Origin of the sequence: Rossellomorea sedimentorum, assembly GCF_046237645.1 — a bacterium.
Classification (GTDB): Bacteria; Bacillota; Bacilli; order Bacillales; family Bacillaceae_B; genus Rossellomorea; species Rossellomorea sedimentorum.
In genome coordinates this window covers 211,867-232,276 of record NZ_CP143546.1, presented here as the reverse complement: position 1 = coordinate 232,276, position 20,410 = coordinate 211,867, and the positions used below count along the sequence as shown (strand labels likewise).

Sequence of the window (20,410 nt, the reverse complement as noted above, 5' to 3'; positions counted from 1 at the left end):
CCTTCCTATTAAATTATATCGGGAGAAAGGAGGGATTATGTCTGTCCCACATTACATTTTTATGAATCATGTGACAATGTTTTTGGTAAAGGCTGCAGGCTTTTGAGTGATTGAAAAACTTCCATTCTGGATTTGGTTTTTGTAATATTGACACCGACTTTTGAGAGCTTTGAAACGACTTTCTTCAACCGTTCATTTTCGTTCGCCACTGTGTACACCCTCTCATAAAATTGTCTTTTCAACTAATACGAATGAAACCTCCATTCGGTTTCAATTTTTCCGAAATTTATAAGTCCACTTTATATTACCACTTCACAACCCTTTTAACCTTATTTTGAAAATTTTTTACTTTTTTCTTTTCATCGTGCTTGTTTGTATCTTGATAAGGGGCAAGATGATTTTCGCTCCAGGCGTGTGACTCCGCGGGGCGGGCGGTGAGCCTCCTCGGCTTTGCCTGCGGGGTCTCACCTGTCCCGCTAGTCCCGCAGGAGGTCTCACGCCTTCCACTGCAATCACTCATGGATTTGCAAAAGTAAAATTTATTCTTTATTAAAGGCTGTATTCGTATAGATTGTTGTTATCGGAAAAATCCAAAGGGCCGGATTTTTCCCTCGGGTACAAAGGCTTATCTAACTGAACAAGGTGATTAGCTCTTTTCTTTCTTGTTTACCAGGATAATTTCTGTGAGTTATCGTCATATCTCATGAACTTCATATTAAATAGCAACAATGTTTTAGAAAAGAGCCTTATTAACAAACACCAACGTTGCAAAAGCTGACAAATAAAAAAACAACATTTTTTACAAAACAGTCCACATAAATTACTCATTAATTGACATCCTAAGTATCATGAAAACTAAAATTCTTTCCATTGTCGTTATGTTGTCCTTGGCTTTTGGGGTAATTGCACCAACAATCTCTCATGCTGCTGAAGTCTACTATGTACAAAGAGGAGACACTTTATGGATAATCTCCAAAAAGTATCAAATCGGACTTTCAGAAATCATTGAGGCCAATCCTCAGATTCCGAATCCCGACCTCATCTATCCTGGCCAAAAAATCAATATCCCTAACATCGATGCCGTCAAGGGAGTTGAAGGAGAAGTCATCAGGCTTACGAACCAGGAACGTGCCAAAAATGGACTATCACCACTTCGAGCAGACTGGCAGCTTTCAAGGGTTGCCCGCTACAAATCAGCTGACATGAGAGATAAAGGCTATTTTTCACATACGAGCCCAACGTATGGATCACCATTCACCATGATGAAAAACTTTAACATCAACTACCGTGCTGCAGCAGAAAACATTGCCGCAGGGCAGCCTAGTGCCCAGGCAGTTGTGAAGGCCTGGATGGAGAGTCCCGGTCACAGAAAGAATATCCTGACGCCAAACTATACCCATATCGGAGTCGGATACGTGAAAGGCGGTTCCTATGGGACCTACTGGACACAAATGTTCATTCAAAGATAAGGAGCTGAATAAACAGACAGAGCGGTCTTAACGGCGGCTCTGTTTGTTTTTGTCCTAATCCCGCCTCCCCGGCATATACATGTATCAAACCCTCTGGGAGGCGATCCTTTGAAAAAAACACTGGTTATTCTGTGGTGTATAGTAACGTTCTTCGCACTTTCGCTGCCTTTCACCACAGCATCGGCAGAAGACCCGATTATTCAGAGTATTGATGAAAAGTTGGAAAGCGTCGATTCTTATTACCAGCAAGGCTCTGCTGCGGTAATGGATTTTACAGACCTCTCTATGGAGATAGTCATTAATGAAGAAGAGGTCGAAAAACAGAAAGTGAAAATGGTTTTCGTGAAGTATCAAACCAACCGCGACACGATTTTTCATTTCAATAAGCAAGAAATTTTCTATTACAGTCTCGACGAGAATATTTTGCTGGAAAACGATTACGTAGTCGGTAATGAGGAATCCAAAGCATTCATCGCTGACCACCAGGATGATTACCGCAAACAGATTGCCCCTGGATCTTTAGCCTTAATTCTTATCTTTATTTTTGCTGCTGTGCTTGTATTCCCTGCAGTCGTATTAATGCTTCAGAAGAATGCCCCTTCTGACGAACTGTATCCTTATCAGTTATAGCTGGCAAGATTGGATGGACTTAGAAGGCGCTGCACAGAATAAAAACAACCTGATATCCCATACTAATTATGTACTGACCACTACTTCAAGGGGGAATCAGAATGAGAGTACGTGATGTAATGACAGCAAATGTAGAGGCCTGTTCCGCACAAGACAACTTCCAATCGGCTGCCAATAAGATGAATTCTTTAGGTGTTGGAGCTCTACCGGTCGTCCAGAATGGACAAGTTGTCGGTATGGTAACAGACCGTGACCTAGTTGTCAGAGGGTTGTCACATAACAACACTGCCGGCACGATTCAAGGGGTCATGTCAAACCACGTCGTCACTGTTTCTCCAGATGCTTCCGTGGAAGAAGCGGCAGCTTTGATGTCACAGCATCAAGTACGCCGCCTGCCGGTTGTCGAAAATGGGCAATTGGTTGGTATGCTTGCACTGGGTGACTTGGCAGTACAGCAGCAGTCCGACCAAAGAGCCGGTGCTGCCCTCAGTCAAATCTCTGAGAAAAATCACCTTCACTAATCTTGAAGAACGTCCGTTTCGGCGGACGTTTTTTTTATTATTTTTCACTCTGGTATAAGTGAAACATCATTCCATAGGGGTCTTTGACCATCATACTTTTCTCACTGTATTCTTTTACTATTATGCATCCATTCTCCAACAGCTGTTGTTCAGATTGTTTTATGTCTTCCACTTCAAATTCGAAATATACATTGTTTTCTTCATCATTTTCCATGTAAAAATTCGTTCCGCTTGTTGAAAATTTCGTTTCATCTATGTAGGACCTTTCTAGTTTCATTCCTAATACATCACGATAAAAAGAGACTCCCTGCTCATAATTTCTTATTCCAATTGCGATATTGTTTGTAAGTTGAAAAGAGGGCCGTTCATTCAGCCACTGTACAACATCGTCCTTTTCAGAACCCGACGGCAGCAAGTCAAACAAATGCCAGGTCACACAATAATCATCACCTGGTCCGAAATTGGATTGCCGGTGCAGATAAATAAATCCATCTGCATCTTTCCGGAACGTCGAGACCCCAGGAAGATATCTGCCATCTTTTTTGAAACCCAACTCTTCCGCAAACGCAGTGCCCTTTACAGAGATCATGGGAAACTGCCATTTCCGGCTTGCGGCAAAATCCGCCTGTGCCTTTGGAGAGTCCGGAGATGATACCACAAAGTTCGCCTTACCATTCAGATAGTGATAAACCCCATTAAAACCATCTGCCCACATTGTGCAATAACGGCAGCTTCTCCCCATACTATGGATGAGCATCAATTCACTCTTATCACCAAATAACTCTGATAATGTAACCCTTCTCTCCTCTGAATCGACAAACTCATAATTTATAACCTTGCTTTCTGGAATTGATTTTTTAAGCTCTAATAGCCTTTTCTTTTTCTGATAAATGTCTCTCTCCAGAGCTTCAATTTCTTCTAATATAGTAAAGTTGGTCACAACGTCTTATTCTCCCTTCGCAACTACTGACCAAAAATAATTGGTCATTTTTTCATCCTGAGGAAGGATTTTGCGTTTTTTTGTCGAAACAACTTTAAGATAGATATGTCAGGGAGGTATACATATGCGTTCAGCCAAACACAGCCGGCGATTACCCCGCAGCTACCGCCGCCAGCAACAAAAGACGGCATTGGTCGATAACTTGGTAGATTTCCTTTATATGATGATTGGCATTACAATGATTACTTGCGTCTTGCTGCTTGTATTAAATTATGGTGTTTAGGTCCACTTTTTACCGCTTCTATCAAAATATCCAACGTCAACTCATGATCGTTGATGACAAACGGTGCCTCAGAAGGTTCCACCCAGATTCGGCTGGATGATTCATCATTTTTCACAAAAGGCAAGACCTCTTCTATATCCATACGGTAAAAAACCTGGTACCCGATCAAAGGGTACTTTCCTTTTGGATCAAAGTCAGGATTGTTCCTATGGCTTACCTCCATCATGCCAATATTAACTGCCTTTCCTTTTACAAATGCTTCTTCCATTACTTCTCTATGAAAAGCTTCTTCAGGAGGTTCTCCCACTTTGACATGCCCTCCGGGAAAATTAAACCCTCTTCCTTTAATATTGACAAGGAGGACTTTCCCTTCGTAGAAACAGCAGCCATGAACGCTTGTAACTGGCCTGGACGGCGGCATCTCTTGAGAAGGAATCCACGTTAGTTCAACGAGCCCGCTTCCCCATTTGACGTTGACCGACCCGCTCACACAGTCCCCTCCAGTGCAGGTGCCGTCCACATTCGGGAGACTGACTGAAGTTCCTCCCCTTCAAAAACGAGTTTGTAAATATCCGGCTTTGTTGTACTCTTCCAGAATTCAAACGTGCCATAAGCAGGATTAAAGGCTCCCATTGTAATCGTCATTATATGTCCATGTATGCCGACCGCCACACTCTGGCCCTTATGTTTTTGCAGCAGCTCCTTCAGTGCGGCAGTCCCTCTTGCTTTCACCTCATTGTTGCTCTCTCCGCCCGGCAGAGAGAGGTCCGGATGAGCAAACACTTTCTGCATCGCTTTTTCGGGATTTTTCAAAACGTAATCCTTCGCCGCCAAATCCCTTTCACGGAAACGCTCATCCAATTGAACATGAAGATTATGTACGTCAGCGAGATCTTGTACCGTTTGAATGGCTCTCGTATAGGAACTCGAATAGACCGCATCTATCTTTTCATCCAGCAAAAGTTCTTTTACACGCTCAGCATCTTTCATCCCCTGAACGGATAAGCCTCTTGTCTCTTCTTCCTCCAAATTAAAAACCGAGTGGGCATGCCTGACCATATAGATAACTGTCATTTCCCTCACCTATCCTTTCATCATTGAAATTCGTCATAAAAAAAGAGATTCCTGCTTCCCTTTCATGGCAATTTCATGTCATTTTTGAAATATTCAGGGGGGCGTTGCACACATTGAGCTGCAGCGGGAGGAAGGGGTGTTCGTGTATTACTGGAGTTGATAGTCGCGGAGAGTAAGCTAATGAGGGACTGTGTATGGTGGAGGGTGACCCGTATGGCAGGAGTAACAGGGAAGCTTATTCTTTTACGTTTTTGGTTGTGACCATTTGAACGTTTATGAGGCAGCCCAGTCCCGATTAGACTTTGGCCTTTTGAGCAGTTCATGGGAGACCCCTATTATTCCTTCTCCATTTTGATCTTATGAAGCATTATGAGACACCCTAATCCTGATTCCGCCACAATTTTGGCCTTATGAACGCTTCATGAGACACCCTAATCTTGTTTCCCCCACATTTTTGGCCGTATGAACAATTCATGAGACACCCTAACTCTGTTTCCGCCACAATTATGGTCTTATGAACGATTCATGAGACACCCTAATCCTGATTCCCCCATATTTTTGGCCGTATGAACGCTTCATGAGACACCCTAACTCTGTTTCCGCCACAATTATGGTCTTATGAACGATTCATGAGACACCCTAATCCTGTTTCCTGCTTCTTTTTGGCCTCATGAACGATTCATAAGGCACCCAAATCTTGTTTCCCCCACATTTTTGGTCTTATGAAACGTTTCATGTAACAGCCTGATCGCAATCACCTCAGGAACGTCCCATGTGTAGCACCCTCCCCCCCCTTTCCTTCATCCGAGAGTTAACATGGAGTAGATTAGTATGAGAGTTAACATAAAAAGGAGAAGCACATACAAAAGGGGATTCCCGCTCCCCAACTCGCATAAAAAAAGACCCGTCCGGACCAACCCGGACAAGCCTTCCTGATTACCCTTCTACCGCAGCTGGATTATCATATAAGTCAGCATCCAACTCATCTGTCACTTTGCTGGTGATCAATCCCGAAGTCATGGCCCCGCTGACATTGACCGCAGTCCGGCCCATATCGATCAGGGGTTCAATCGAAATCAGCAAGCCAGCCAAGGCGATCGGCAGGTCCATGGCTGAAAGAACGAGGATGGCGGCAAAGGTTGCTCCTCCTCCGACGCCTGCTACGCCAAATGAACTGATGGCGACTACCACTATAAGTGTGAAAATGAAGGTTGGAGTCATCGGATTGATTCCCACTGTCGGCGCAATCATGACGGCCAGCATAGCCGGATAGACACCTGCACATCCATTTTGGCCGATGGACAACCCGAATGAACCGGAAAAGTTGGCGATCCCTTCAGAAACCCCCATATGCTTTGTTTGCGCATTGATTGTCAGCGGCAAGGTGCCTGCACTGGAACGTGAGGTAAAAGCAAAAGTAAGGACCGGAAAGGCCTTTTTCAAATAGGTGATTGGGTTCAATCCAGCGAGCGTTAGCATGATCAAGTGAATGGCCAGCATGACAAGCAAGGCGGCGTAGGAAGCAGCAACAAATTTTCCAAGCTTTACTATCGCGTCAAAATCACTCATGGCCACTGTCTTGGCCATAATGGCGAAGACACCGTACGGCGTTAAGCGCAGAACAAGCTTTACGACCCGCATGACGATGGCATAAACGGCGTCCACCATTTTCTTGAAAAACTCCGCCGTTTCCTTTTCTTTACGGTAGACACCCAGATAGGCGATTCCTATGAAAGCGGCAAAGATTACCACCGCTATGGTCGAAGTGGAGCGTTCCCCGGTAAAGTCCAGGAATGGATTGGCGGGCAGAAGTTCCAGAATTCTTTGCGGATAACTCTGATTTTCCAAGGCTGCGGAACGCTCTTCAAGCTGAAGGCCCCTGGCAGCTTCCGCATCCCCTTGCTCAATTTGAATGGCTTCAAGGCCGAAACCTTGTGCAGCGGCAATTCCGACCACCGCGGCAATGGCCGTTGTGCCGACTAAAAGGCCGATGATCAGCACAGCAATCTTCCCGAGGTTATGTCCGAGCTTAAGCTTGGTAAAAGCAGAAAGAATGGAAACAAAGACAAGAGGCATGACAACCATCTGCAGAAGCTTGATATAACCGATACCGACAATATTGTACCAATCGGCGGACTGTGCCAGGATTTCATCGCCCGAGCCATACAGCCATTGCAGAACAAATCCAAAGGCAATTCCGAGGCCAAGTGCAGCAAAGACCCTTTTAGAGAAAGACACATGCTTTTTCTGCATGTAAAAAAGTACACCTGCAATGACGAGAAACACGGCTATGTTCGCAAGCAAAGCAAGATTGGGCATTTCCTTCCCTCCTTCTCATGATTTAAAAAGCAGTGACCATCCACTGCTGTTACATAATATGAGGGAAAGATTTATAGTATGTTACTCGTTCAACAGGTTCGGAAAAGTCGAAAAAGCCCCGGCTTCTCGCTTCCACATCACAAAAGAATTAGTTTTGCCGGTATCAGCAAGCGAAATCTTTACTGATATGGCATATACTGCTTACATAAAGGGGTTTTACATGGGAAGGCAGCGGTATAACTACCTTGGGTATGATAAAATGACTAAGTATAACGTAGTTTATTTTATCAGGCTTATGTCACTACATCAGAGGGGAATTTTTTATGGATATCCTGTCTATTTTTCTTGGAATCTTTGTCGTTTTGAATATAGCCTTTGCCTGCGTTGTCGTATTCCTAGAGAGGCGCGATGCCGGTGCCACCTGGGCTTGGCTGATGGTCTTGCTTTTCATTCCGGTGCTGGGATTCATCCTCTACCTGATTTTTGGACAAAACTTAACGAGGAAACGGCTTTTTCAGTGGGATGATATCAAAAAAATCGGTATAGAGGAACTGATCGCAAGGCAGGTAAAGGAAATTAAGGATGACCATTTTGCCTTCAGGGACAGCACAATCGGATCGAATAAAGAACTGATCTTTATGCACTTAATGAATAATGAAGCGGTTCTTACCCAGGATAACGATATCACCGTCTATACCCATGGAGAAGACAAATTTGAAGCCCTCCTGAACGATATCAAATCCGCTAAAAATCATATTCATTTTCAATATTATATCCTGCGCCGGGATGCGCTTGGCAAAAGAATTCTGCATGCCCTTACAGAAAAGGCTGCAGAGGGGATCAAGGTGCGGGTTTTATACGATGAGATGGGCTCGAGGACGTTGAATAAAAAGTTCTTCCGTGAACTTACCAAGGCTGGCGGTGAAGTGGAAGTCTTTTTCCCATCAAGAATTCCCTACATCAACCCGCGGCTGAATTATCGAAATCACCGGAAGCTCGTCATTATTGATGGGGTGATCGGGTATGTCGGCGGCTTCAATGTAGGGGACGAATATTTGGGCCTGAATCCGAAGTTCGGGTATTGGCGGGACACCCACCTGAGGCTGGAAGGCAGCGCTGTTCTCGCCATGCAGACAAGGTTCATCCTCGATTGGAATCAAGCTTCTGCCTCCAGGAACATCCACTTGGAGAACAGGTATTTTCCAGAGGCCAACTTCAACGGTAATGCCGGCGTACAGATTGTCACAAGCGGGCCGGATTCCGAGTGGGAACAAATCAAGAACGGATACATCAAGATGATTTCATCGGCGAAAGAATCGATCTATATCCAAACGCCGTATTTCATCCCGGATGCAAGTCTCCTGGATGCCTTGAGGATTGCCGCTCTCTCTGGAATCGATGTCAGAATCATGATCCCTAACAAACCTGACCATATGTTTGTCTATTGGGCAACCTTATCTTATATAGGGGAAATGCTGAAAGCCGGAGCGAGGATTTACATCTATGACAATGGCTTCATTCATGCCAAAACGATTGTCGTGGACAGCAGCACCTCATCTGTCGGGACTGCGAACATTGATGTCCGCAGTTTCAGACTGAACTTTGAGGTGAATGCGTTCATTTACGATATTGAACTATCACAAGAACTGGGGGCCATCTTCCTGGACGATATTAAATTATCAAGGGAACTGACCATGGAAGAATATTTAAAACGGCCTTTATGGATCCGATTCAAAGAATCGATCTCCAGACTTTTATCACCCATCTTATAAAATTAAAAGGCAGCCGCAGGGCTGCCTTTTGTACACTTCATCGCTTTACCGCACTAAGAGGGACAGTCCCTCTTAGTGTGGTAAAGTGGTAAAGCACCTGCTTGCCGCTCATCCAGGTGAGGCTGAAGCTGCTTTTATTTATTATTTTTGGATTCTCCAACCACAGACCAGCTGTTTAAGAGGGACGACTCCTGTTCCCTTGTCATTCCCGCTTTCAGACCCCCTGCTCTCCTTGCTTTATTCCAACTCAATGTATCCTCTATGGTTTCCCGCGGATTCCGAAGAACCAGGCCTTTCTGCAACGCACGTGAATAATCAGCCAATATAAACCCATCAGGATATTCCTCATTGACCGGAATCCATAACGGCAGCTGCACAAAAGGAGTAACCTCCCTTTCTACCAAAAAGGAATCATCCACCCAAGTGGCTTTTGTATCGTCAGGGGCAATCAGGGTCAGATCCTCCACAAATTCTTTCATGTTGTATCCCTGCTGGGGCCCGGTCACATTATAGGTCCCCGTTTCACCCTCTTCTGCCATGAGGATGATCCATTGAGCAAGGTCCCGGACATCGATCCACTGGATGACCCTTTCTTTGCTGCCGGGCACAAGAACTTCTCCGCCTTCGGAGAACCGTTGTACCCAGTACGTAAACCGGTCTGTCGTATCATCAGGTCCTACAATCAGTCCCGGCCTGACGTTCAGTACCTTTTCCGGGAGAATTTGTTTCAGCTTTTCTTCACACAGAGCCTTCAGAGGTCCATAAGTTTCGCCGTTCACCTCTTCAACATTCTCAGCCTCCAAGCGGCCTGTCTCGTCGCCTTCCTGTGCCTCCCCTGTCAAAAACCCCTTATAAACGGATATCGAGGAAATGAATATGTATTGGTTTATCCTGTCTTTAAGTAAAGAAGCACTTTGTTCCACCTTGCCTGGTACATACCCGGATGTATCAATGACCACGTCCCATTTTCCTTCTTCCAAAGCTGACAAATCTCCTGCTTCCCGGTCTCCTATTAACTTTTCAGCCTCCGGGAACAAATGCGCATTGGTTTGCCCGCGGTTGAACAATGTGACGTCATGGCCTTTGGAGAGGGCCGCTTGCGTGATATGCTTCCCTACAAAGGATGTACCTCCCAGTAACAACAACTTCATTATTTTTTCCTCCTCTATTCTTCTCCGTAGTCTGTCAATGTCACCTTAAAAACATATGCAGCATCCGCTCCTTCTATTTCATCTGAGAGCGTCCCATCCTCTTCAAGACCAATCGCCGCTAACTCATTCCCGTTCGTTCCAATCCACATCGTAAGATACAGAGGTTCATCTTTGACCAAGTGCTGTTTCTCATTAAGGAACGAAGTAAACGAGGACATTCCTATTTCAGGGAGTTCTTCCTTGCTTTCTGTCAGCCCATTATCAAATCCATTTAAAAAGATAATATTGTTGTCTTGTCTGTCGACTCCATAAGAGAGAAGTGCCTGATTAAATTCTTTTTCCACTTGCCCATACGCATAAACCTGATCATCTGCTAGCTTGCCATCCTTATAAACTTCCATTGAGAACTGAAGGTCTTCTCCCTCTGCCAGAGTGCCATCCAGCTTGAAGAATTGGATGGAGTCCACCCCCGTTTTGCTGATGAGTCCCTGTTCTTCCTCACTTAAGGAATAGGGCATAATAGAAATAGTGCCGCTTCCACCTTTTTCGTCTGCACATCCGACCAGCAGCAAACTAAAGAGCAGCAATAGGAAACCCATACGGTATCTCATTGGCTATCCCTCCTATACATGTTGTAAGTTTCTTTCTACTATAGTATTAGCCCCTGGATACCTTGATTCCTTTATCCTGCGTCCAAAATAAAAACAAGCCGGCGTGAAAGCCAGCTTGTTCTTTTATAGAAGCGCATTGATTTGATATATTTTCCCATTTTCAATATTGTTGCTTTTTAAAACTTTCACCAAAGCTCCCGCAACCGTTTCAGTATCCCGGAGCATCCCTTCCTCCTTATACTTCCTGAAGGTATCTATGTCCTTGAATGCCGATTTGGATGATGAGCGGATCGTGGACTGCATGTCGGTATCCATGATCCCCGGACTGAAGGCAAAAACCTTGTGCCTGCTGTTTCGGCTCTCTAATTCCAATGCAACAGTCTGGGTAAACATATTGATTCCTGCTTTAGTGCTGCAATACACACTCCATCCATGAATTGGCCTGCTGCCGGCACCGGAGGTAATGTTGGCAATGATCAATTCCGCTCTAGAATTTTGTACCTTTTCAAGAAAAATATCGCTGATGATCATAGGGGCCAAAAGGTTAACATTCACGTTCGCCGCTGTTTTCTCCCCATTCAGGTTTCCAGCTGTTTCGATAGGGTCCACCATTCCGGCATTATTGATGAGGTAGACCCTTTCCTGTTCATTCCCAAAAACCGTACCAGCAATGTCTGAGAAAACGGTCTGTACTTCCGAACTGTTCCCTAGGTCACAGGAGAAATGGGTGTAGTCTCCATTGCTTGTCTTTGCCATATTTTTTAGTTCCTCATTTTCTGAACGTGATACCGAAATAATATTCAGGCCTTCAGAAAGCAGCTGTTTCGCCGCTGCTGCCCCAAGCCCTTTTGAAGCACCTGTGATAATCGCATATGCCATGTCGACCACTCCTTTTTTCCTGAGTATATAAAAAATTTTCCTGCTGATAAAGCGATTGAGCATTTGAACATGATGATTCACAAAAATTTATCAGCTTCCAACTAATATACCTTGTATCCTCCTAACAACCAATTCTCACCTTCTAATAACAGGCAGCAGCCCCTGTTTTTATGCCTTACTTATAGCAATATATGTATTGTCAGTCCACTTCGAACTATTCATACCTCATACCGCTTTGATTATATATTTTTCCTTGATTTCCCCGGGGGGGAAGCGGACGGCTGTAGTAATAGCCTTGGATATCAACACAGCCAAGGCTTTGCAGCAGTGTTACCTGTTCCTTCAGCTCCACTCCTTCGGCAATCACCCCAAGTCCATTGTGTAAGGCTATTGAAAGAATGGTGGACACCATGGCTGATTGATCTGCTGTCAGGTCGTCGATGAATGATTTATCAATTTTAATGGTATCGGATCCGGATGAAGAACCATTAGAAGAATAATAGAATGAAAGAGCCCGCTGATTCTCATGAAACAGCGGGTATTCTTTAGTGATGGTCGACTGCTTTTGAAGGTGTGATGACAAAGTCTGCCGGCCTGGGCTGGACTGCTTTTTCCTTCACTGCTTTTTCCTTCTTTGGTTTTCGTTTGAATACGGTCAGCCCGACTTTTTTCTGCTGAATTTCCTTCACCCCTTGCACAATCAGCTGCATCGCAATGATGGAGATCATGAAAGCGGCCAACGGTGCGAGCACTATCGCGTAATTACCGGTCATCAGTGCATTTTTCGTGGAACTGATCAATCCCGACCATTCAAAGGTTGACGTTTTAGGAGGGTCGGGTACGTCCCCTCTTGATACAATCGTCCCCCCGAGAAAAAGGTGAAATAACCCCAGGTGAACAAGAATAAAGAGCACTTGAATAAACTGCTGGCCAAAGAGAATGAACAACCTCGGAGCCAAGTGCGGAAAAAGGTGGGTCCATAGGATGTGCCTGTTGCTTCCTCCCATTAGCTTGGCATTCAAAATGAACTCATTTTTGGACAACTCCCTCATCTCATTTCCAATCAAGACGGTCGTCAACGGAATGACAAGTATCGTTAATATGAATGCTTCGAATAACAGCTTTTCCATCATGGAATAATGAATATCAGAGAACGGATCCTGCCATAACACAGGTCTCAATAGTAGGTATGCAATGATACTCAGTGGCAGGAAGTGGATGGAATCCACAATCCTCGTCATCCAATTCTTTCTGTATTCATTAAGGTAGAAATGATAGTAGACAGATAGATAGAATCCAAGGATTACCCTCAGCAAGGCTACTATCAGCGCAAAAATCAGCGTGTACTTAGCTCCGACAATCAATTGATCCAGGATGCTGTACCCGTAATAATCAGAGCCCAGAATCATAAGTTCCGATGGCTTATGAGGAGGGGCGCTGATCAGCTTTCCATTCTCATCCCGGAGCCAAATGACCTGATCGACCGGAGTTTTCGCAAAAATAGTATAAAGGATACTATACGTAATCATAGAAAAAAGCGCCAGGAACCCTATCGCAAACTTGGGGTTTTTCATGTGCTGGATGAGTAGTCTCCAAAGTGTTGCGAGGTATCCCCAGATTTTCCATTCCAGAAACGGCGAACGATCTTTTTTATATTTTGAATGGTCTTCTATATCTTCGGTTCTGAGCCATGTATAGATGATTTGATAGAGGAAGAAAAAAGGTGTATAAATCATGATGAGTGCAGCGGCTATGGTGATGGGCCTGAAATCGGCAACAATGTAATAGGTGATCCCTCTCATGTTAAAAACCGTTTCAATGATGAATAAACTTGATAACATTCCCCATACAATGATTTTTCCATGGTAGAAAACGCTTGGAGAAATATTTTTAGCGATGTATGATCGCAGGATCTTCGTCTTCCCCAACCCTTTGCTTCGGGCAAAGTCTACGTGCGTCTTCAGCAATTCCTCTTCTGTTAACAGAAGCAGGATCCGGTAGAATGACAGCATCGGTATGATGGATAGCGTGATGATCGGCGCGAGAAATACCCTTTCTTCCCCCAAAGCGGTAAACAGCATTAACTCCACACCGAACGCTTTGTAGAAAAAGACAAGGAACAACTGCAGCAAAAAAGCCACCATCAAATCCGGGACTGTCTCCAGAAAACCCAGTGACTTTTTTATCGGTGACATCAGCCATTTAGGCATCAGCACGGTGAAATAAGTAAGAATCAACGCCAGCCCCAATCCGGCTCCCAATGCACCAAACAGAATCTGCAAAGAATAATAATAGGGGTCCAGCAGCATTTCTATGACATCGACCTCATACCCCTTGTACATATAGAACCACGTTTCCTTTTTCGGCAATGAAAAAGCAAACTTGAAGAACTCTTCCAAGTAGCCGATCCCATTGTATATTCCCCTCTCCCTGAACGCATGAGGAGCTATACTGACAAACACGATCCCGACAATTCCTAGAAAATAATAAAAAGGCACTTTCAACAGGAAAAATAATTTACTCCGCATCCTCATCCCCCTTTCGTAATCATTGTAATATTATTGTAAAATTTAAGCAATTATGAATTTTTCGGCTAATGCACTTCGTTGATTTACAAGTGCGGGCTCGGCCATAGCACTTCCTTAGGTATTATAATTCCCCGGCGCCATTGGGCTACTTTGACTACTCCGATTCTAAGGTTTTCTCATTCCGTGGCGTCATTGGACTGATAAAGTCCATATAATTGTGTAAATAAAAAAGGTCATCTTTCATGACCCATGTTAAAATGTTTTCGACCAAAAAAACAAACCAAACATGGAGGTATGAAAAGATGACCCAATTAAATATTACTATAAACTTAGAAGATCTTAAAGCTAAGATTGAAAGCAGTCCCTTAGAATCACCTGTTAAAGCTTCTTTATCATTGATACTGAATGGCTTAATGGAAAAAGAAAGAGATGAATATATAAATGCTCTTCCGCATGAGCGCTCTGAAGATAGAAAAGGCTACCGGAATGGTTACTATGAACGTGAGTTAATATCTCCTTCTGGAACATTAAAATTGAAAGTTCCCCGCACAAGAGATGGGGAATTTTCTACCACTGTATTTATGAAGTATCAACGCTGCGAACAGGCTCTTATTCTGTCCATGATGGAGATGGTTGTCAACGGGGTGTCAACCCGAAAAGTGACTAAGATTGTTGAACAACTATGTGGGAAAGGAGTTTCAAAGTCTTTTGTCTCTGAGTTAACAAAATCTTTAGATCCCATTGTAAATGAATGGAGAAACCGTCCTCTAAACACAATGTACTTTCCGTACTTATATGTGGATGCTATGTACATAAAAGTTCGGGAGAACGATAAGGTTGTTTCAAAAGGAGTTCATGTTGCGTGTGCTGTTAATGAAGAAGGCCACAGGGAAATAATCGGTCTCCAAGTTACTCATGGAGAATCTTTGGAAAGCTGGACAACCTTTTTTACTCATTTGAAATCTAGAGGCCTTCAGTCTCCTAAGATGGTCATTTCTGATGCCCATGCTGGATTAGTCAGTGCTATTAAGCAATCTTTCTTAGGAACTTCCTGGCAAAGATGTACTTTCCATTTTATAAGAAACATCTCGGACGCCCTACCCAAGAAAAACACGGAGGAGATTAGGCAGGAGCTTAAGGATATCTTCAGAACCTCTCAGCTTTCCCAAGCAAGAAAATTAAAAGAAGAATTTATGGTTAAGTATCAAGAAACGAAGAAGTTCCAAAAAGCTCTTCAAGTATTAGATGAGGGATTTGAGGACTCCATTCAATATCATGCTCACGAAATGAGACATCATGTTCACTTAAGAACCACCAATATGCTTGAACGACAAAACAGAGAAATCCGCAGAAGGGAAAAAGTAATCTCCATCTTTCCCAACGATCAATCTGCCATACGAATCATTGGATCAGTACTCATGGATATTGAAGAAGAGTGGAAGAAACAAAAACCTTATTTGCGTAATTTGAAAATGCAATAAAAGATCCAGAAAAAAGTCAAAAAAATATTCAGTCTGGTGGAGGGGCTCCCCGCCCCTCCACCAGACTGAATATTCAAATAATAAGCAAACAATGATAATTATCTTTGGTCGTTAAACATATTTACACACTAATAGGGACTTGACAATTGGACTCCTTTGACTACTCCGATTCTGAGGTTTTCTCATTCCACGGCGCCATTCGACTCCTTTGACTACCCCGTTTCTGAGATTTTCTCATTCCACGGCGCCATTCGGCTCCTTTGACTACCCCGATTCTGAGTTTTTTCCATTCCACTGCGCCATTGGGCTACTTTGACTACTCCGATTCTAAGGTTTTCTCATTCCACGGCGCCATTCGACTCCTTTGACTACCCCGTTTCTGAGATTTTCTCATTCCACGGTGCCATTCGGCTCCTTTGGCTACTCCAATTCTGAGGTTTTCTCATTCCACGGCGCCATTCGACTCCTTTGACTACCCCGTTTCTGAGATTTTCTCATTCCACGGCGCCATTCGGCTCCTTTGACTACCCCGTTTCTGAGTTTTTTCCATTCCACGGCGCCATTGGACTTCTTTGACTACTCCGATTCTGAGGGGTTTTCCATTCCACGGCGCCATTGGGCTACTTTGACTACTCCGATTCTAAGGTTTTCTCATTCCACGGCGCCATTCGACTCCTTTGACTACCCCGTTTCTGAGATTTTCTCATTCCACGGCGCCATTCGGCTCCTTTGACTACCCCGATTCTGAGTTTTTTCCATTCCACTGCGCCATTGGGCTACTTTGACTACTCCGATTCTAAGGTTTTCTCATTCCACGGCGCCATTCGACTCCTTTGACTACCCCGTTTCTGAGATTTTCTCATTCCACGGTGCCATTCGGCTCCTTTGACTACTCCGATTCTGGATTTTTTCAAATCCACGGTGCAAGCGGGTTCCTTTTAATCCACTGCTACCCCCACTACCAACTCGGCACCGCACACCTAATCTCCTCCAAGGTAACTCCAGGTCATATTGGACTTTTTTTAACCATAAAAAAATCCGGAAGAATGTCCTCCGGATTTTCTACGAATTATCTTATTTAAATAAATCTGCAATTGACTGGAACAAGTTACGGAAGAAGTCTAGAACCCCTTGTAAAAATCCTTTTCCTTCTTCACCCACCACTTCCTCTAATCTCTGTTTGATATCATTGGAGATATCTTCAAGCTGACTTTTCACATTATCGAAATTAATATCGAGGTTTCTCATTTTTTCAAATAGATCGATCAGCAGCTGACGGTCTTCAGGGCTTAACTCGATGTTGAGCTTCTGCAGCTGCTCATTCACAATCCGCTCCACATCCTCCTTAGTGGCTGGATTCTGCTCAGCAATCTGCTTTTTGATTTCGGTCAAAAGTTCGCTGACCTTCTCTTGATCCATCCCTTCTTCTTTGGCCAGTTCAGTTGCGATTCCAAGCTCTTCATTGGCCACTTCCATCCGGACCGTATCGAGCTTCTCACCACTGACTTCATAAGCCTTATAAATACCAGTCAGCGCAGAGTGGCCGCTGACTTTGATCGGCGAAGCAACAACGACCGTCGCGTCCTCGACTCCTGCTGTCAATAAAGCATTGGCATACATTTCATCCGTTACTTCCGTGATATTTCCTGGAGTGGCTCTTTCGATAATAAGGCCTTCTCCTTTTTCTTTTCTGGTGATCTTCGCGGATGAAAACATTCTCGCGTTTCGATCTTCTCCCTGGATATAGCGGGCCAGGTCTTCACCTGTTACCGTAATCTCTTCTACCATTTCAGGGTCGTCCACTTCAAGGGCTTTCCTGACTTCTTCTTTTTGAGCTTGGGACAGGGATTCGCCCAAAACGACGATCGGAAGTCCAAACTTTTCATTTATGCTATCTTTGTTTTTTTCATTATCGGCTGCCATGACTGTACTGTTTGCAAATAAACCAAAAAAGACTGCAAGAATTAAAGCGAGCTTACTCCATTGCTTCATCATTCAATTAGTTCTCCTTTTTTCTTGAAAGATATGTCACAGGAACATCATATCACTTTACTCTTAGAATATGTCTACTTTTTTATTCCATTCATCTTCCAGGATACTCATCTCCCATAAGTTCCAGTACTCTTCTTCATACCTTTGAACATCGCGCTTCAACCCTTCTTTTTTAAAACCTGCTTTTTCATAGCACTTGATCGCCGAATGGTTAAAGTCATAGACGCCCAAACTCACTCTGTGAAGGTGGAGCTGACCAAAGGCAACTTTCAGGATTTCTTCCATCATTGCTCCTCCGACTCCTTTGCCGCGCATGGAATCCTCCCCAACCAATACCCTGCAGACCCTGGCGGAGCGATTTTCCCTGTCGATGCTTTCCAGGGAAATGTGTCCGACTGCTTTACCAGAAGCCCTTTCGACCACCTTATAGACAAATTTTTTACTGTCTTGTTTGTTCGCATCTTTTATATGTAGATGGAGGTTTTGGCGTGTCAGCGGGTAACCGAATCCACCGCCTCCCCACTGAATATACTCACGTTTGGAATCCAACCAGGCGATCAACTGATCGAAGTCCTCTTCTGAAAAAAGCTGCAACTCTATCAAGATAACACCGCCTTTTTTCAGTATTATTACCCCATTCGATCTCATGAGACACCTGTTTCTGAAATGGGCTATGAGGCAGCCTTTCCATCTGGGACTTGGTTCATCCGGGACATCAGTTATAAACAAACCCAAAAACGATGGCCAGCGCTCGCAATCCAAACTTCATGATTTGGGAAAGAAGCTGCTCAACCCAGCAAGCACGCCCCTCCATACTTTCATCATTAAAATGGTTGATTATTGCTGTGCAGACTCCATACAACCAACAAAAAAACAAGCCCTCAAAGGAGAGAGCTTGTTTATCGTTTGTATCATTATTAGGCTTTTTGTACGTTTGTCGCTTGGGGACCGCGTTGGCCTTCTTCGATATCGAAAGTAACTTCCTGTCCTTCGTCTAACGTTTTGTAGCCTTCACCTTGAATTGCTGAGAAGTGTACGAATACATCGTCTCCGCCTTCGCGCTCGATGAATCCAAATCCTTTTTCACTGTTGAACCATTTTACTTTACCATGTTCCATTTTTCTTTTTCCTCCTAATGTCTAACAAAACAAATATTTCGTTATAGTATTTTACTTAACTTATTATACCCAGCTGAATCCGCCTTAAACATGAATTACCAATTTCTTAAAACTTTTTTTAATTCAGCATGATTTTTGTGAACCTCCGCTTGCCTACATTGATGATCAGACCATCGATCAAAGATACCTCAAGAGCAGGATTGCCGACTTTTTGACCATCAATTTTCACTCCACCGTTTCCAATCATTCTGCGTGCCTCGCTCTTAGAAGTCATCATTCCCAATTCTACGAGAAGCTCCACAACGGATATCCGCGTTTCCCCTTTCCATTGTACGACAGGGATGTCATCGGGAACCGCTCCCTTTTGAAAAACGGCTTTGAATTGGGCCTCTGCAGCTTCGGCCGCTTCCCCGCCATGGTACATCCTGACGAGTGTCCGCCCCAGCAGCATCTTAGCATCCCTCGGGTGAAGGCTTCCGTTATCAAGATTTTCCTTGATGCTTTTCTTTTCTTCCAGAGATAAATCTGTGGCCAATTCAAAGTATTTCATCATCAGTTCATCCGGGATGGACATCGTCTTCCCGAACATCTCCTTAGGCGGCTCATCAATGCCGATGTAATTATGTTTTGACTTGGACATCTTATCTTTGCCATCGAGGCCTTCCAGGAGCGGCAGCATCATCACGACTTGTTTCTCTTTACCGTAGTGCTCCTGCAAGCCCCGTCCCATCAGGACATTGAAGTGCTGATCGGTCCCTCCGAGTTCAACGTCACTTTCCAGGACAACGGAATCGTATCCCTGCATCAGCGGGTAGAAGAACTCATGGAGCGAGATTGGCTTTCCTTCCTTCAGCCGTGCCGAGAAATCATTCCGTTCAAGCAGTCTTGCTACTGTGATACTGCCAGCCAAGTGGATGACATCTTCAAGATTGAGGTCTTTCAGCCATTTGGAATTGTAAAAGAGTTTCACTTTTTCCTTATCGAGCACCTTGCCGAACTGTTCAAAATACGTGTGGGCATTATGCTTCACTTCTTCATCCGTCAGCTGCTTCCTCGCTGCCGATTTCCCGGTTGGGTCCCCGATTTTCCCTGTGAAATCGCCGATGATCAGCTGAACAATGTGGCCATTCTCCTGAAACTGCCTCATTTTATTTAAAACAACCGTATGGCCGATATGAACATCCGGTGCCGAAGGGTCCAGTCCCAGTTTGATTTTCAGGGGTGTATTTGTTTTGATTGATTTGGCGATCTTCTGCTTCAGTTCGGCTTCCGGGATGATTTCCTGTACACCGCCGGCATAGATTTCGAACTGCCTTTCTACTTCTTTCAACTGGTCTTCATTCAGGTCTTTCATCCAATCTGCCATCGTGTTCTCCTCCTTAAGAAATAATTTTGAATACAAAAAAACCACCTCCCTAAAAAGGGACGTGGTTATTGCACGCGGTACCACCCTCGTTGAAGATCGCTCTTCCACTCTCAGACATAACGGTTCAACCGTCCTTTGCTACTGAAATTTCACAAAGAAAGCTCGAGGAGGTAATTCACATTCACCTTTATACCGGTTTTCACTACCACCGGCTCTCTGCAATAGGGAGATGAACTGCTACTTATTCCTGTCAACACTGATATTTAAATTAGAAAC

19 protein-coding genes and 1 other annotated feature are annotated in these 20,410 nt (G+C 44.2%); of the genes, 5 read left to right on the top strand and 14 right to left on the bottom strand.

Annotated features, from left to right (window positions below):
- Nucleotides 1-59: 59 nt before the first annotated feature.
- The gene (locus V1502_RS01225; protein WP_198008232.1) at nt 60-209 is read right to left on the bottom strand and encodes an Lmo0850 family protein; all 150 of its coding nucleotides are present in this window, start codon (nt 207-209) and stop codon (nt 60-62) included.
- A gap of 639 nt (nt 210-848) precedes the next feature.
- Here V1502_RS01225 and safA point away from each other — a divergent pair.
- The 3 genes from safA to V1502_RS01210 all read left to right on the top strand — a co-directional run bounded on the left by safA (nt 849) and on the right by V1502_RS01210 (nt 2,620).
- Nucleotides 849-1,469, top strand: a complete 621-nt coding sequence (safA, locus tag V1502_RS01220; protein ID WP_409252602.1) for a SafA/ExsA family spore coat assembly protein — start codon at nt 849-851, stop codon at nt 1,467-1,469.
- A 108-nt stretch (nt 1,470-1,577) separates the two neighbouring features.
- On the top strand, nt 1,578-2,099 hold the full coding sequence (locus V1502_RS01215) for a hypothetical protein (RefSeq protein WP_409252601.1): 522 nt from the start codon (nt 1,578-1,580) through the stop codon (nt 2,097-2,099).
- Between the two features lie 101 nt (nt 2,100-2,200).
- On the top strand, nt 2,201-2,620 hold the full coding sequence (locus V1502_RS01210) for a CBS domain-containing protein (protein WP_409252600.1): 420 nt from the start codon (nt 2,201-2,203) through the stop codon (nt 2,618-2,620).
- Between the two features lie 37 nt (nt 2,621-2,657).
- Here the strand turns inward: V1502_RS01210 and V1502_RS01205 are convergent, their stop codons facing one another.
- The 4 genes from V1502_RS01205 to V1502_RS01190 all read right to left on the bottom strand — a co-directional run bounded on the left by V1502_RS01205 (nt 2,658) and on the right by V1502_RS01190 (nt 7,236).
- On the bottom strand, nt 2,658-3,560 hold the full coding sequence (locus V1502_RS01205; RefSeq protein ID WP_409252599.1) for a DUF899 family protein: 903 nt from the start codon (nt 3,558-3,560) through the stop codon (nt 2,658-2,660).
- A gap of 242 nt (nt 3,561-3,802) precedes the next feature.
- Nucleotides 3,803-4,333 (bottom strand): NUDIX domain-containing protein, encoded by a 531-nt coding sequence (locus V1502_RS01200; protein WP_409252598.1) that lies wholly within the window; start codon nt 4,331-4,333, stop codon nt 3,803-3,805.
- A complete protein-coding gene (locus V1502_RS01195; RefSeq protein WP_409252597.1) occupies nt 4,330-4,917 on the bottom strand; it encodes a histidine phosphatase family protein in 588 nt (195 codons plus the stop codon). The genes V1502_RS01200 and V1502_RS01195 overlap by 4 nt, the downstream gene beginning before the upstream one ends.
- A gap of 936 nt (nt 4,918-5,853) precedes the next feature.
- A complete protein-coding gene (locus V1502_RS01190) occupies nt 5,854-7,236 on the bottom strand; it encodes an L-cystine transporter (RefSeq protein ID WP_409252596.1) in 1,383 nt (460 codons plus the stop codon).
- Nucleotides 7,237-7,559: 323 nt separating this feature from the next.
- Between V1502_RS01190 and cls the strand changes: the two genes are divergently transcribed.
- Complete coding sequence (gene cls, locus V1502_RS01185; RefSeq protein ID WP_409252595.1) at nt 7,560-9,008, top strand: cardiolipin synthase; 1,449 nt, start codon at nt 7,560-7,562, stop codon at nt 9,006-9,008.
- A 134-nt stretch (nt 9,009-9,142) separates the two neighbouring features.
- Here the strand turns inward: cls and V1502_RS01180 are convergent, their stop codons facing one another.
- From V1502_RS01180 to V1502_RS01160, 5 genes are all read right to left on the bottom strand, one after another.
- On the bottom strand, nt 9,143-10,159 hold the full coding sequence (locus V1502_RS01180) for an NAD-dependent epimerase/dehydratase family protein (protein WP_409252594.1): 1,017 nt from the start codon (nt 10,157-10,159) through the stop codon (nt 9,143-9,145).
- Between the two features lie 14 nt (nt 10,160-10,173).
- Nucleotides 10,174-10,770, bottom strand: a complete 597-nt coding sequence (locus tag V1502_RS01175) for a hypothetical protein (RefSeq protein ID WP_409252593.1) — start codon at nt 10,768-10,770, stop codon at nt 10,174-10,176.
- 123 nt (nt 10,771-10,893) lie between these two features.
- Nucleotides 10,894-11,649: a (S)-benzoin forming benzil reductase gene (locus tag V1502_RS01170; RefSeq protein ID WP_409252592.1), complete on the bottom strand. Its 756-nt coding sequence runs from the start codon at nt 11,647-11,649 to the stop codon at nt 10,894-10,896.
- 214 nt (nt 11,650-11,863) lie between these two features.
- Nucleotides 11,864-12,232 carry an EAL domain-containing protein gene (locus tag V1502_RS01165; protein ID WP_409252591.1) on the bottom strand — a complete coding sequence of 123 codons (369 nt, stop codon included), beginning with the start codon at nt 12,230-12,232 and terminating at the stop codon, nt 11,864-11,866.
- Nucleotides 12,195-14,177: an ABC transporter permease subunit gene (locus tag V1502_RS01160; protein ID WP_409252590.1), complete on the bottom strand. Its 1,983-nt coding sequence runs from the start codon at nt 14,175-14,177 to the stop codon at nt 12,195-12,197. Before V1502_RS01160 ends, V1502_RS01165 begins: the two co-directional genes overlap by 38 nt.
- A 302-nt stretch (nt 14,178-14,479) precedes the next feature.
- Here V1502_RS01160 and V1502_RS01155 point away from each other — a divergent pair, with 302 nt between their 5' ends.
- Nucleotides 14,480-15,658, top strand: coding sequence for an IS256 family transposase (locus tag V1502_RS01155; RefSeq protein ID WP_409250759.1), 1,179 nt, complete (start codon nt 14,480-14,482; stop codon nt 15,656-15,658).
- A 1,074-nt stretch (nt 15,659-16,732) separates the two neighbouring features.
- Here the strand turns inward: V1502_RS01155 and V1502_RS01150 are convergent.
- From V1502_RS01150 to tyrS, 4 genes are all read right to left on the bottom strand, one after another.
- Entirely contained in the window at nt 16,733-17,653 is a 921-nt protein-coding gene (locus V1502_RS01150) for a DUF1002 domain-containing protein (RefSeq protein ID WP_409252589.1), read from the bottom strand.
- A 60-nt stretch (nt 17,654-17,713) separates the two neighbouring features.
- Nucleotides 17,714-18,253: a GNAT family N-acetyltransferase gene (locus V1502_RS01145; protein WP_409254262.1), complete on the bottom strand. Its 540-nt coding sequence runs from the start codon at nt 18,251-18,253 to the stop codon at nt 17,714-17,716.
- 314 nt (nt 18,254-18,567) lie between these two features.
- Nucleotides 18,568-18,768, bottom strand: coding sequence for a cold-shock protein (locus V1502_RS01140; protein ID WP_409252588.1), 201 nt, complete (start codon nt 18,766-18,768; stop codon nt 18,568-18,570).
- Between the two features lie 118 nt (nt 18,769-18,886).
- A complete protein-coding gene (gene tyrS / locus V1502_RS01135) occupies nt 18,887-20,134 on the bottom strand; it encodes a tyrosine--tRNA ligase (protein WP_409252587.1) in 1,248 nt (415 codons plus the stop codon).
- 52 nt (nt 20,135-20,186) lie between these two features.
- Nucleotides 20,187-20,397: a binding site (T-box leader), on the bottom strand.
- Nucleotides 20,398-20,410: the final 13 nt, after the last annotated feature.

What these genes read in the sequence shown, in the direction of transcription:
- V1502_RS01150 (WP_409252589.1), bottom strand. Translation starts at nt 17,653, where the DNA reads ATGATGAAGCAATGGAGTAAGCTCGCTTTAATTCTTGCAGTCTTTTTT.
- cls (WP_409252595.1), top strand. Translation starts at nt 7,560, where the DNA reads ATGGATATCCTGTCTATTTTTCTTGGAATCTTTGTCGTTTTGAATATA.
- V1502_RS01190 (WP_409252596.1), bottom strand. Translation starts at nt 7,236, where the DNA reads ATGCCCAATCTTGCTTTGCTTGCGAACATAGCCGTGTTTCTCGTCATT.
- tyrS (WP_409252587.1), bottom strand. Translation starts at nt 20,134, where the DNA reads ATGGCAGATTGGATGAAAGACCTGAATGAAGACCAGTTGAAAGAAGTA.
- V1502_RS01155 (WP_409250759.1), top strand. Translation starts at nt 14,480, where the DNA reads ATGACCCAATTAAATATTACTATAAACTTAGAAGATCTTAAAGCTAAG.
- safA (WP_409252602.1), top strand. Translation starts at nt 849, where the DNA reads ATGAAAACTAAAATTCTTTCCATTGTCGTTATGTTGTCCTTGGCTTTT.
- V1502_RS01195 (WP_409252597.1), bottom strand. Translation starts at nt 4,917, where the DNA reads ATGACAGTTATCTATATGGTCAGGCATGCCCACTCGGTTTTTAATTTG.
- V1502_RS01140 (WP_409252588.1), bottom strand. Translation starts at nt 18,768, where the DNA reads ATGGAACATGGTAAAGTAAAATGGTTCAACAGTGAAAAAGGATTTGGA.
- V1502_RS01180 (WP_409252594.1), bottom strand. Translation starts at nt 10,159, where the DNA reads ATGAAGTTGTTGTTACTGGGAGGTACATCCTTTGTAGGGAAGCATATC.
- V1502_RS01170 (WP_409252592.1), bottom strand. Translation starts at nt 11,649, where the DNA reads ATGGCATATGCGATTATCACAGGTGCTTCAAAAGGGCTTGGGGCAGCA.
- V1502_RS01160 (WP_409252590.1), bottom strand. Translation starts at nt 14,177, where the DNA reads ATGCGGAGTAAATTATTTTTCCTGTTGAAAGTGCCTTTTTATTATTTT.
- V1502_RS01210 (WP_409252600.1), top strand. Translation starts at nt 2,201, where the DNA reads ATGAGAGTACGTGATGTAATGACAGCAAATGTAGAGGCCTGTTCCGCA.
- V1502_RS01175 (WP_409252593.1), bottom strand. Translation starts at nt 10,770, where the DNA reads ATGAGATACCGTATGGGTTTCCTATTGCTGCTCTTTAGTTTGCTGCTG.